Raw genomic sequence first — 12,927 nt, 5'->3', positions numbered from 1 at the left:
CCTAACCCGCGTTGGCCAATTCGCGCAACGCGGCATTGGCGATGGTCAGCTTGGCGAAGGTCCAGCCACCGCCGGCGTTCTCGATATCCTCCACCGTACGCTTGGCCGAGCGGACAGGACCCATACGCAGGGCGGCCCAAGAGGTCACCGCCGCCTTGGCTGACAGCTCGTCCTCGCCGGCCTGGGCGCTGGCCGAGAACTTCAGCACCGCCTGGGTGATGGACGTCTGCTCGCTGAGCAGGTCCTCGATCAGGCGGCGCACAGCCAGGCGCTCGAAGGCGTCGCCGCCGACGAACGAGCCCGCCGCGCCGCGCAACCGGTCAAAGCCGAAGGCCGCCCCGGTCTGGTGATAGAGGCGCGCCACGTTCTTGACGGTCCAGCTGGAGGCGCTGGCAAGGTCGACGAGATCGGCGGCGATGGTCAGGGGCTGCAGCGCCGCCACGCCCTGGGCCAGGGCTTCCGGCGCGCCGTCGGCGACATAGGCCTTCACCCGCTTGGCGACAGCCTTCTGTTCAAACGCAGAGAGCACGGCAGGAGTCATGGCCCGCAGTTCAGAGACCGAAGGGCCGTAGCTCTCGACCAGCGCCTCTACCTTGGTCTTGTCGCGGAATGCGCGCCTGGCCAGCCAGAAGGTCAGGCTGCGCAGCGCGTAGGACAGAGCCTTGTAGAGCGCCGTCTGGCCCTCCGCGGAGGCGTGGTTGTCCAGGGCCGAAACCTGATCCCACAGCGCGTCGATCCCGAGGATCTCGCGCGCCGCCGTGAACCCGGTGATCAGGGCGTCGGTGTCGCAACCGGCGGCGGCCTTAAGGCGGGTCGCGAAGGTCGGGCCGCACATGTTGACCATCTGATTGCCGACCACCGTGGCGATGATCTCGCGCTTCAGCCGGTGCGTCTGCATCTGGGCGGCATAGCGGTCGAGGCCCTTGGGGAAGTAGCCCCGCAGAGTCTTTTCGAACCACGGATCGTCAGGGGCGTCGGAGGCCACGATCTCATCGAACAGGTCCAGCTTGCCATAGGCCAGCAGCACCGCCAGCTCCGGTCGGGTCAGACCCTTGCCGGCCTGCTTGCGCTCGAGGAGAGTCGTATTGGTCGGCAGACCTTCGACCTTGCGGTCCAGGCGCCCGCGACTTTCCAGATCGACCATATAGCGGATCTGGGGGTCGACCTCGCTGGTGGCGTCGCTTTCCAGCAGGGTCAGCGCGAGGGTCTGATCGTAATTATGCTCCAGCACGTGATGGGCGACGTCATCGGTCATGGAGGCCAGCAGCGTGTTACGGCTGGGACGATCCAGCTCACCGCCTCGCTCCAGCAGGCCCGTGAGGATCTTGATGTTGACCTCATGGTCGGAACTGTCGACGCCGGCCGAGTTGTCGATGGCGTCGGTGTTGATGTGCCCCCCGGCCGCAGCGAATTCGATTCGGCCTGCCTGGGTCAGGCCCAGATTGGCGCCCTCGCCCACCACCTTGACCCGCAGGTCCGCGCCATTGACGCGTACGGCGTCATTGGCCTTGTCGCCGGCGTCGGCGTTGCTCTCGCCCTGGGCCTTCACATAGGTGCCGATGCCGCCGAGATAGAGCAGCTCGGCCCTGGACTTCAGAATCGCGGTCATCAGTTCGGCCGGTGAGACGGCCTCGGCCTTGATCTCGAAGAGGGCGCGGACTTCCGGCGACAGGGGAATGCTCTTGAGGCTGCGGGCGAAGACGCCGCCGCCAGCCGAGATCTTGCTGCGGTCATAGTCGTCCCACGAGGAGCGCGGCAGCTTGAACATCCGGTCGCGTTCCACCCACGAGGATGCTGTGTCCGGATCGGGATCGAGGAAGATGTGCCGGTGATCGAAGGCGGCCAGCAGTTTGGTTTGCTTCGACAGCAGCATACCGTTGCCGAACACGTCGCCGCTCATGTCGCCGACGCCCACGACGGTGAAGGGCTGGGTCTGGATGTCCTTGCCCATCTCGCGGAAGTGGCGCTTGACCGCCTCCCAGGCGCCGCGGGCGGTGATGCCCATGACCTTGTGGTCGTAGCCGACCGAACCGCCAGAGGCGAAGGCGTCGCCCAGCCAGAAACCGTAATCCTCGGCCACGCCATTGGCGATGTCGGAGAAGGTCGCCGTGCCCTTGTCGGCGGCGACGACCAGATAGGGGTCCTCGCCATCATGCACGACCACCGAGACCGGCGGCACGACCCTGTTGTCGGCGTCGATATTGTCGGTGATGTCGAGCAGGCCCGACAGGAAGGTCTTGTAGGCGCGGATCGCCTCGGCCTGGACCGCGTCGCGATCACCGCCGCGCGGCAACTGCTTGGGATAGAAGCCGCCCTTGGAGCCGACCGGCACGATCACCGCGTTCTTGACCTGCTGAGCCTTGACCAGTCCCAGCACCTCGGTGCGGAAGTCGTCGCGGCGATCGGACCAGCGCAGGCCGCCGCGCGCCACGGGGCCAAAGCGCAGGTGCACGCCCTCGATGTGCGGGGCCGAGATGAAGATCTCGCGATAGGGCTTGGGGGCCGGCAGGTCTTCCAGCTCGCGCGAGGCGATCTTGAAGCTGATATAGGGCTTGGGCTGACCATCTTCGGCGGGTTGATAGAAGTTGGTCCGCAGGATCGCGCCGACTAGGGCGGCGATCCGGCGCAGCACGCGGTCGGCGTCGAGGCTCTCGACAGCCTGCAGAGCCTCGCCGATCTTGGCCTCGACGGCCTTGGCCTGTTCCCGCCGGTCCTTGAGATCTGCCAGGACGGCCGGGTCGAACTTGGTCTGGAACAGGTCGAGGATCAGACGGGCGACGCCGGGATGATCGGCCAGGGCCTGCTCCTGCACACCCTGGCTGGGGTCGAGGCCCGATTGCTGACGATAACGGGCCAGGGCGCGGATCAGGGCCGCTTCGCGCCAGCCGATGCCCAACTCCAGCACCAGCCTGTTGAAGCCGTCGCTCTCGGCGCGGCCCGTCCAGATGGCGACGAAGGCAGCCTCGAAGGCCAGCTTGACGTCGGCGAAGGTCAGGTGCTCGCCCTGCTCGTCGGCCAGGACGAACTCATGCACCCAGACGGGCGCGCGCGCGCCGCCGTCGGAGGTCGGCGAAACCTTATGGCCGTCCTCGATCAGCGCCTTGAGGCCCATGTGCTCGAGGATGGGCAGAACGTCGGCCAGGGGCGCTGCGGCGCCGGGGCGATAGAGCTTGAAGCGGAAGGTCGTCGCGCTGTCGTCGGGACGACGGAAGGCGCGCACGCGAACCGCCTCGCCTTCGGCCAGGGCGTCGACGACCTCGATGTCGGCCAGGGCCTCGGCGGCGTCATACTGGTCGCGATAGCCGGGCGGGAAGGCGCCGGCGTAACGGGCGAGGGTCTCGGCGACCCGCCCCGGGGCGCCGCCGTCACGGATCGCCGCCTCGAAGCGGTCCTCCCAGGTGCGGGCGGTCTCGGCGATGGCGGCTTCAAGCTGAGCCATGTCCGGCTCGTAGTGATCGCCCGGCGTGACGCCGACAATGAAATGAACCCGCGCCAGCGGCGCGTCGGAGAAGCTGGGATAGTAGGCAGAGACCCGGCCGCCGAAGGCCTCGGCCAGCAGCTTGCCGGCCCGTTCGCGGACGCCAGAATCGTAACGCTCCCGCGGCACGAACAGCAAGGCCGAGATGAAGCGGTCGAAGGGGTCGCGGCGGGTGAACAGCCGTACGCGGGGTCGATCATAGAGGTGCAGAACCCCCAACGCCATGCTCAGCAGTTGGTCGGTATCCGTCTGGAACAGCTCGTCGCGGGGCCAGGTCTCCAGGATGTTTCGCAGGCGCTTGCCGTTGTGGCTGTCAGGATCCTTGCTGGCGCTGTCCAGAACGTGCGCCACCTTGCGACGGATCAGCGGCACGTCATGAGCCGGGGTCTCGTAGGCCTCGGCGGTGAACAGGCCGACGAAGCGGACCTCGCCGGAGGGCTTGCCGTCGGCGCCGTACCGGCGCACCCCGACATAGTCCATGTAGCCGCGCCGGTGGACACGCGAGCGCAGGTTGGACTTGGCCACCACGATCGGGTCGCCGATCTCGATATGGCTGAGGACCTGACGCGACAGGATGGCCGGCTCGCTGCCCCGGCGCAGCACGGTACGGACCTCGTCGCGCAGGACGCCCAGATTGCCCTCCGGCCGATCCAGGGGCTCCTCGGCCGCATAGCCGCCGTCGCTCGTGCGGGGATAGTCGTAGACCCGGGCGCCGAGAAACACGAAATGGTCGTCGGCCAGCCAGTCGAGGAAATCCATGTCCTCGGCCCGGGCCTCCGCCGGAATGGCGACCTTGGTGTCGCGCAGCTCAAGGATCGTGCGGCGCATCAGGCCGCGCATGGCCTCGAAGTCCTGCACGGCCAGGCGAACATCAGCCAGGGCCTCGCCCACAGCCTGGATCAGAGCCGCCTCGCGGTCCTCGCCGACGGAAGCCAGATAGATCTGGATCATCGAGCGGCGCTGGCCGCCAACCTCGACCACCGGATGGAACATGGCCCGGACCTGAAAGCCCGCCTCGGCCACTGCGCCCATGATGCTGTCGACCAGAAAGGGTCGGTCCTGCTGGACGATCTCGAGGAGGTCGCCGCGCAGGTAGGTCCCGTCGGGCTTGCGCGCCTGACGCAGACGGATGGCCGGCTCGGTCACATCGGTCACGTCCTGACCGAAGCGCCAGAAATCGGCAAGGGCGCGAGCGGTATCGCCGGCGTCGAACCCCGGCATTTCGTCGGCCGACCAGTCGTCCTGAGCCTGAGCGAGGAAATGAGCCGCCTGAGCCGGCAGCGCATCGGCGGCATGACCCAAAGCCTGGGCGAAAGCCGTCAACAACTGGCCGCCCGCCATTGAAGCCTGGGGGTCATTTTTTGCACCGGCCATGGGATTTCCTCGCGAATTTTTGGCGACAACCTAGACTTTTCGGGCTGTGATTCAACCAGGACATCGAAAACCCGCCATGGATCTTGCGGATTTCGAACGCGCCGGGAATGTCGGGAGAAAACGGAAGCGCCGCCGGTGGGGGAAACCGGCGGCGCAGACCCGCCCGGGGGGAGCGGGCGGGCATTTTCCGCTTCGGACGCGCCGGAGAACCAGGCTGCGTCGGGCGGGGGTCCGACCGGGGGTGTCGGACCAAACAGAGATAGGCGCCGCGTTCAGGATTTTAAGTCCCCCTTGGCGACTTTCTGTCGGGCGGCCGACCTTGGCGTCTCAGCCTCCGACGCCTCTCCGCCCGAGGTTACACTCGCCCCCTGCGGATCACCGTCTTCGGACAGCAAGATGGCGATCCAGCGCGAGCCGTCAAACTGGGCCAGGATCACCATGAAGGCCACCGTCAGCGGGGTCGACAGGAACATGCCGGGCACGCCCCACAGGGCGCCCCAGACCGCCAGGGACAACAACACCACGGTCGGGTCCATGTTCAGGCTGTCGCCCTGCATGCGGGGCAAGACGATGTTGCCGACCACGAAATAGATCGCCTGCAGGGCCACAAAAAGGATCGTCGCCGGCAGGAAGCTGTCGGGAAACTGCACGATGGCGAACAGCGGTGGCAGGAAGCAGCCAATGGCGCCGCCCAGGATCGGGATGTAGCTGGCGAGGAAAATCAGGAAGGCCCAGAAGAAGGCGTTGTCGAGCCCCAGCAGCGCCATCACCAGCCAGGCGCCGACCGCGATCATCAGGCCCGTGACCGTCTGGATCCACAGATACTGCTCCACGCCGTCGCGGATGCGGTGGAACAGCACCATCGCCTTGTCCCGCTCGCCGCCCTGCGGAAACAGGGCCACGATCTTGCGGTTGAAGCCCCGGCGCGAGGCGATGATGAAGCCCAGATAGATCAGAACGAGCACGGCGCTGGAGGCAAAGTTCTGCAGGCTCTGGGCCGCAGCGCCGATAAAGCGTTGCGGATCGAGCTGGGTGATCAGGTCACTCAAGGTCGGCGCGACATGGATGCCGACCGCGTGGGCCAGCCTGGCGATCACGTCATTGAGCCTGGGCGCATAGTCCTTCAGCTGGTCGACAAAGCTGGCGCTGTTTTCGGCCACCACCCACACCGAAAGACCGAAGAGCAGGGTCAACAGGACGATCGCAGTCGGCAGGGCCACGCGCTTGGGGAAGCGCGCCTTGATGGTCAGCACCCGCGAAAAGCTGTCGATCATCACCGCCAGGAAGACCGCCAGGGCCAGGGGCGAAAGGATGTCGCGCATCCAAAGCAGCGCCGCGCCGCCCGCGATCACCGCCAGAAAGACCACGGCGTTGCGAGTGGCGGCGGACGACGAAACGGTCATTCAAGAACTCCTGGAGATCGTAACACTTTGCCTACCGCGATTGGCGCGGCGCAAGGGCGCGGTTAGGGTCAGTGCTCAAGTTTGGAGGATGTTGCATATGACCTTGTCGATTGGTGAAGGCGAAATCCTGATCGGGCTGGGCGAGGGTCCGGTGACCCAGCGACTGGATCGCTCAAATCGGCACGGCGTCGTGGCGGGCGCGACCGGCACCGGCAAGACGGTGACCCTTCAGATCATGGCCCAGGCGTTTTCGGACGCCGGCGTCCCTGTGTTCGCCGCAGACGTTAAGGGGGATCTTTCGGGCATCGCCCTGGCCGGGACGCCCAACGAGAAGATGCTGGCCCGCGCCGCCTCGATGGATCTGACCCTGACCCCGGCCGCCCCGCCGACCGTGTTCTGGGACCTGTTCGGCCAGAAGGGTCATCCGATCCGCACGACGATCTCGGAGATGGGTCCCGTACTGCTGGCGCGCCTGCTGGAGCTCAATGATGTTCAGGAAGGCGTCCTGACCATCGTCTTCCACGTCGCCGACAAGGACGGCCTGCTGCTGCTGGACCTGAAGGACCTGCAGGCCTGCCTGAAATATGTCGCTGACCACGCCGCCGACATCGGGACGCTCTATGGCAATGTCTCGCCCGCGACGGTGGGCGCGATCCAGCGCAAGCTGCTGACCCTGCAGAGCCAGGGCGCCGACAATTTCTTCGGCGAGCCGGCTCTGAACCTCGCCGACATCATGCGCACCGACGTCGCTGGACGCGGCTATGTGAACCTGCTGGCCGCCGACAGGCTGATCCAGTCACCCAAGCTCTATTCGACCTTCCTGCTGTGGCTGCTGTCGGAACTGTTCGAGGAACTGCCTGAGCTGGGCGATGTGGACAAACCACGCCTGGTGTTCTTCTTCGACGAGGCTCACCTGCTGTTCAACGACGCGCCCAAGCCCCTGCTGGAGAAGATCGAGCAGGTCGTGCGCCTGATCCGTTCCAAGGGCGTGGGAATCTATTTCGTCACCCAGAACCCGGCCGACATTCCTGACGCGGTCCTCGGCCAGCTGGGGGCGCGGATCCAGCATGCCCTGCGCGCCTACACGCCCGCCGACCAGAAGGGTCTGAAGGCCGCCGCCCAGTCGTTCCGGGTCAATCCCTCCTTCGACACGGCCGAGACCATTCAGGGCCTGGGCGTCGGTGAGGCCCTGGTCTCGACCCTCGACGCCAAGGGCGCGCCCTGCGTCGTGCAGAAGACCATGATCCGCCCGCCCGCTTCGCGCCTGGGTCCGCTGACGCCGGAGGAGCGCACCGCGCTGATCGCCGGGAGCCCGGTGGCCGGCCTCTATGACACCGCCCAGGATCGCGGCTCGGCCTATGAGGTCCTGCAGGGCCGAGCCCAGGACGCCCTTCGCCAGACCGAAGCCGCCCAGGACGCGGCCGAGGCGGAGAAGGTCCGGATCGCTGAAGAAAAGGTTCGGGCCCGGGAAGAGGCGCGCGAAACGCGAGCCGCCCCTCGCCCCCGCGCTTCAAATCGCCAGGGCATGGCCGAGACCTTCGCAAAGTCGCTGCTGCGCACCGTCGCCAGTCAGGCCGGCCGCGAGATCATGCGGGGCCTGCTTGGGGGTCTGAAGCGCGGTCGCTGATCGGTCTCAGGCGGCGGAACGCCTGGCGCGCTTGGGCGCCTGGGCGGCGACCGGGGCCGGGGCCACCTTGGTCCAGGCGTCGAGGGTGTGCAGCGGTCCCGGCCGACCGATGGCGTAACCCTGCAGCTCGGCGCAGTCCTCGCTGCGCAGGAAGTTGATCTGCTCCTGAGTCTCCACGCCCTCGGCGACGACCGGAATCTCCAGGCTGCGACCCAGGCCCAGGACAGCGCGGACAATCACGGTCGCGCGGTCATGGCGGTGGATGTTCTCGACGAAGCTCTTGTCGATCTTGATCTTGTCGAACGGGAACGACTGCAGGGTGGACAGCGAGGAGAAGCCTGTGCCGAAATCATCCATGGCGATGCGAACGCCCAGCGCCTTGAGCCGGCGCAGGTTGTCGAGCGCCCGCTGATAGTCCTTGAACAGCGCGCTCTCGGTAATTTCCAGCTCCAGCCGGTGGGGCGAAAGGCCGGTGGCGATCAGCACCTCGTGCACCAGGGTCGGCAGGGCGGGGTTGTTCAGCTGCAGCGGCGAGAGGTTGACCGCGATGCGCAGCGGCTTCTCCCAGGCGGCGGCGTCGGCGCAGGCGCGACGCAGGACCCATTCGCCCAGCGGGGCGATCAGGCCGTTCTCTTCGGCCACCGGAATGAAATCGAGCGGCGGGATCATGCCGCGGGTCGGATGCTGCCAGCGGACCAGGGCTTCGAAACCGCAAACCTCGCCATCGGAAGCCCGGGCCAGAGGCTGGTAGTAGACCACCAGTTCGCCGTCGGCGATGCCCTGCTTCAGATCGCGGGCAAGGGCGCGGCGCTCGCGGATCGACTCGTCCATCTCGCGCTTGAAGAAGCGATAGATCCCGCGACCGCCTTCCTTGGCGCGATACAGCGCCATGTCGGCATTGGCCATCAGTGACTCTGTCGTGCGGCCGTCGTCGGGGTAGAGGCTGACACCCAGGCTGGCGCCCATGGCCAGGTCCTGACCTTCGAACATGACCGGGGTCGCCAGAACGTCCAGAAGTCGGCCCGAGAGCTCGGCGGCGGCTGTCGGTTGGTCGCCCGCCCCCACCTGCACAACCATGAACTCGTCGCCGCCCAGCCGTGCGGCGAAGGAGGGCGCCGAGATGGAATCCTGCAGACGACGGGCTGTCTCAACGAGCAAGGCGTCGCCCGCCGGGTGACCATGCTGGTCGTTGGCTTCCTTGAAATGATCGAGGTCGATACAGATCACCGACAGGGTCTCCCCCGAGGCCTCAACGCGCTCTATGGCGGCGGCCAGGCGGGTCTGCAGTGAATTGCGATTGGGCAAACCGGTCAGGCCGTCATGCTCGGCCAGATAGCGGATCTTCTCTTCGGCCGAGCGGCGTTCGCGCAGGTCACGGACCGCCAGCACGGTAAGGCCCGAGGTCTCCGTGCGGGCGCCGTCGTCCATCAGACGCGAGAACACCTCGACGGGAATTTCGCGGCCGCCTTCGAGCGGTTGCAGAAAGCCTTCGCGGCGCACGCCGTCGCGGGAGGCCTCGTCGCCGTCGAAGGTGAGGATCGCTTCGAACAGGGGCTTGCCCTTGATCTCTTCAAGCGGCGCCCCGACCAGCTCGCAGAAGGCGGCGTTGGCGTCGTTGATACGGCCGTCCTGGACGACCACGATGCCCTCATAGGCGGCGTTGGCCATGCGGCGGATGCGTTCGAGGGCCGAGCGTGTGGTCTGGGATTCGATCGCGACGGCGCCGAGCCCGCCTAGGATGATCAGGCCGGTGATGCTGGTGACGGCAAGGGTCAGGAAGCCGCCCGAAAGCAGTTGCTCGGGGACCACGATCGAAGTGTCGGGCACAATGGTGATGGCGCCCATGCCGGTGAAATGCAGGGCGCAGACGCCCAGGGTCAGTATGGCGCCGCCCAGAATCTGTTTGCCGATGCTGCGAGCGCGGCCCGCGAGGATCAAAGCGGCCGTAGAGCCGGCTACGCCAAACAGCACCGAGGCGCCGACCGTCGCATGTTCCCAGACAATGTGGCCCTGGGTCACGAAGGCGGTCATCCCGGTATAGTGCATGGAGGCGACGCCCATGCCGAGGATCAGGCCGCCGGCCATGTCATTGGTGCGCGTGCGCTGCGCCGAGGCGACGACAAAGCCCGAGCCGATGAACAGGACGGCGATCATCAGGGACAAAAGGGTGCCGGTCGGGCTGTAGCCCGTTTTCAGACCGGGGTCGTAGGCGACCATACCGATGAAATGGGTGGCCCAGACCCCCGACCCGCACACCAGGCCGGTGAGCAGCAGCCAGGCCGCTCTGACGAGGCCCTTGGCGCCGCGCATGCGTGAGTAGAGTCTGAACGCGGTGAAGCAGGCGGCGAAACAAACGACCGCCGCCACGCCGACCAACCGATAGTCATGCTCGGTCGTCAGACAGGCCAAAACCTTCAACACACGCGGTTCCCCCGGATCACAGCCCTCAGACGATACCGGGAGAGTTACAAATAAACTCTTTCAACGCGCGGTCGTGCGACAATTGGCCAGGATCCCGCCGGATCAAGGGCTGGATCATCCCTGATCAACCTTCACCGACCGGCGGCGGCCTGGGTCTGGTGCCAGCGCCAGGCGCTGCCAAGCACGGCGTCCAGGTCACGCGACGGGGTCCAGCCCAGCTCGGCGCGAGCCTTGGCGTTGTCGCCGACCAGGATGGGCGCATCGCCCGAGCGGCGCGCGGCGATCTGCACAGGCAGGGGCTTGCCGGTGGCGCGTTCCACGCCGGCGATCAGCTCCTTGACCGTCGTGCCATGGCCTGTGCCGAGATTGTAGCTGGTGCTCGGCGCGCCATCCAGCAGGCGGTTCAGCGCGGCGAGGTGGGCGTCGGCCAGGTCCAGCACGTGGACATAGTCGCGCACGGCGGTGCCGTCGCGGGTGTCGTAGTCGTCGCCAAAGATCGTGAAATGCGGCCGCTGCCCCAGAGCCACCTGGATCGCCAACGGAATGGCGTGGGTCTCGGGCTCGTGCCACTCGCCTATGCGGCCGTCCGGATCGGCGCCGGCGGCGTTGAAATAGCGCAGCACCGTGCTGCGGAAGCCGACATAGCGGCCGTAGTCGGCCAGGGCCTGCTCGACCATCAGCTTGCTGCGGCCATAGGGATTGAGCGGGTTCTGCGGATGGGTCTCGTCCATCGGCACCCTCACCGGATCGCCGAAGGTGGCGCAGGTCGAGGAAAACACCATGGCCTCGACGCCGGCCCGGCGGGCGGCCTCAATCAGGTTGATCGTGCCGGCCACGTTGTTGTCGAAGAAGGCGCCGGGATCCTTGACCGACTCCCCGACCTCGATGCGAGCGGCGAAATGCAGGACGGCGACGGGCCTGTGGGCGGCGAACACCGCGTCCAGCCTGGCGGGGTCGCGAATGTCGCCGATTTCCAGCGGCCCCCACTGGACGTGCTCGCGGTGGCCGTTGGAGAGGTCGTCGAACACCACGGGGCTGAAGCCCGCCGCCGCCAGGGCCAGGCAGGTGTGGGAGCCGACATAGCCAGCGCCCCCGGCCACCAGAACGGTTTGCATGAAATTCCCCTCGCGATGCAGGCCTCTGGCTATCGGCTTTAGGTCAGGGGTGGAAGACCGGTGTGACCCACCGAGACGTTCGTCATGATGTTGTCATGGGTTGAGCGTCTAGGGCAGACGGCTTGCCTCGGCGCCGCGATTGCTGGATTAGGCACAAGCGTCGCCCGTCGGGCGATGATCAATCGGATCAGGGTGTTTCGATGCGCGTAGCGATGATTGGCACGGGTTATGTGGGCCTGGTGTCGGGGGCGTGTTTCGCCGACTTCGGTCACGTGGTGACGTGCATCGACAAGGATCCGAGCAAGATCGAGCGGCTGGAAAAGGGCGAGATCCCGATCTTCGAGCCCGGTCTGGATGACCTGGTCGCCCGCAACGTTCGCGAGGGCCGCCTGTTCTTTACCCTGGAAGGCGCCGAGGCGATCAAGAACGCCGACGCGGTGTTCATCGCCGTGGGCACCCCCACCCGTCGCGGCGACGGCCATGCCGACCTGTCCTATGTCTACGCCGCCGCCGAAGAGATCGCCGGCCTGATCGACGGCTTCACCGTCATCGTCACCAAGTCGACCGTGCCGGTGGGCACCGGCGACGAGGTCGAGGCGATCATCAAGCGGGTTCGCCCCGACGCCCAGTTCGCCGTGGTCTCCAACCCCGAGTTCCTGCGCGAAGGCGCGGCGATCGAGGACTTCAAGCGTCCCGACCGCGTCGTAGTGGGCACCGAGGACGAACGCGCCCAGGCGGTGATGCGCGACCTGTATCGCCCGCTGAGCCTGAACGAGACGCCGATCGTCTTCACCGGCCGCCGCACCAGCGAGCTGATCAAGTACGCCGCCAACGCGTTCCTGGCGATGAAGATCACCTTCATCAACGAGATGGCCGACCTGTGCGAGAAGGTCGGGGCCGACGTGCAGCAGGTGGCCAAGGGCATTGGCCTGGACAAGCGCATCGGCGGCAAGTTCCTCAACGCCGGTCCCGGCTATGGCGGATCGTGCTTCCCGAAGGACACCATCGCCCTGGTCCGCACCGCCCAGCAATATGGCGCGCCGGTCAAGCTGATCGAGACCACCGTGGCGGTCAACGACGCCCGCAAGAAGGCCATGGCGACCAAGGTCGCCGACGCCCTCGGCTTGAGCGATCTGACCGGCAAGACGATCGGCGTGCTGGGCGTGACCTTCAAGCCCAACACCGACGACATGCGCGACGCCCCCAGCCTCGACATCCTGCCGGCCCTGCAGGCGATGGGCGCGACGGTGCAGGCCTATGACCCTGAAGGCGCCAAGGAAGCGGCTCACATGCTGCCGGGCGTCGAGTTCAAGGCCGGCGCCTATGAAGCCGCCGAGGGCGTCGACGCGCTGGTGATCCTGACCGAATGGGACCAGTTCCGGGCCCTGGATCTGGATCGCCTGAAGCTCCTGATGAACAGCCCGGTCGTCGTCGACCTGCGCAATGTCTACAAGCCCAGCGAGATGGTCCGCCACGGCTTCACCTATGCCAGCATCGGACGAGGCTGAT

At 66.7% G+C, this 12,927-nt stretch carries 6 protein-coding genes; 2 read left to right on the top strand and 4 right to left on the bottom strand.

All coding sequences use genetic code 11. The features are described from left to right. Nucleotide 1: 1 nt before the first annotated feature. Nucleotides 2–4,852 carry an NAD-glutamate dehydrogenase gene (locus ACW17Z_RS12370; RefSeq protein WP_492056223.1) on the bottom strand — a complete coding sequence of 1,617 codons (4,851 nt, stop codon included), beginning with the start codon at nucleotides 4,850–4,852 and terminating at the stop codon, nucleotides 2–4. Nucleotides 4,853–5,124: 272 nt separating this feature from the next. Next, a complete protein-coding gene (locus ACW17Z_RS12365) occupies nucleotides 5,125–6,255 on the bottom strand; it encodes an AI-2E family transporter (RefSeq protein ID WP_419319108.1) in 1,131 nt (376 codons plus the stop codon). Nucleotides 6,256–6,352: 97 nt separating this feature from the next. Between ACW17Z_RS12365 and ACW17Z_RS12360 the strand changes: the two genes are divergently transcribed. Further along, nucleotides 6,353–7,882 (top strand): helicase HerA-like C-terminal domain-containing protein, encoded by a 1,530-nt coding sequence (locus tag ACW17Z_RS12360; RefSeq protein ID WP_492056222.1) that lies wholly within the window; start codon nucleotides 6,353–6,355, stop codon nucleotides 7,880–7,882. A gap of 6 nt (nucleotides 7,883–7,888) precedes the next feature. Here the strand turns inward: ACW17Z_RS12360 and ACW17Z_RS12355 are convergent, their stop codons facing one another. Both ACW17Z_RS12355 and galE read right to left on the bottom strand, forming a co-directional pair. Beyond that, complete coding sequence (locus tag ACW17Z_RS12355) at nucleotides 7,889–10,303, bottom strand: EAL domain-containing protein (RefSeq protein ID WP_419319110.1); 2,415 nt, start codon at nucleotides 10,301–10,303, stop codon at nucleotides 7,889–7,891. Between the two features lie 131 nt (nucleotides 10,304–10,434). Then, nucleotides 10,435–11,418 (bottom strand): UDP-glucose 4-epimerase GalE, encoded by a 984-nt coding sequence (galE, locus tag ACW17Z_RS12350; RefSeq protein ID WP_492056221.1) that lies wholly within the window; start codon nucleotides 11,416–11,418, stop codon nucleotides 10,435–10,437. 200 nt (nucleotides 11,419–11,618) lie between these two features. Between galE and ACW17Z_RS12345 the strand changes: the two genes are divergently transcribed. After that, nucleotides 11,619–12,926, top strand: a complete 1,308-nt coding sequence (locus ACW17Z_RS12345; protein WP_492056220.1) for a UDP-glucose dehydrogenase family protein — start codon at nucleotides 11,619–11,621, stop codon at nucleotides 12,924–12,926. Nucleotide 12,927 lies beyond the last annotated feature (1 nt).

It is taken from the genome of Caulobacter sp. GSs2 (assembly GCF_058680895.1).
The sequence above is the reverse complement of the archived record's forward strand: the minus strand, read 5'-3'. Positions and strand labels throughout refer to the sequence as shown.

What these genes read in the sequence shown, in the direction of transcription:
- ACW17Z_RS12370 (WP_492056223.1), bottom strand. Translation starts at nt 4,852, where the DNA reads ATGGCCGGTGCAAAAAATGACCCCCAGGCTTCAATGGCGGGCGGCCAG.
- ACW17Z_RS12365 (WP_419319108.1), bottom strand. Translation starts at nt 6,255, where the DNA reads ATGACCGTTTCGTCGTCCGCCGCCACTCGCAACGCCGTGGTCTTTCTG.
- ACW17Z_RS12360 (WP_492056222.1), top strand. Translation starts at nt 6,353, where the DNA reads ATGACCTTGTCGATTGGTGAAGGCGAAATCCTGATCGGGCTGGGCGAG.
- galE (WP_492056221.1), bottom strand. Translation starts at nt 11,418, where the DNA reads ATGCAAACCGTTCTGGTGGCCGGGGGCGCTGGCTATGTCGGCTCCCAC.
- ACW17Z_RS12345 (WP_492056220.1), top strand. Translation starts at nt 11,619, where the DNA reads ATGCGCGTAGCGATGATTGGCACGGGTTATGTGGGCCTGGTGTCGGGG.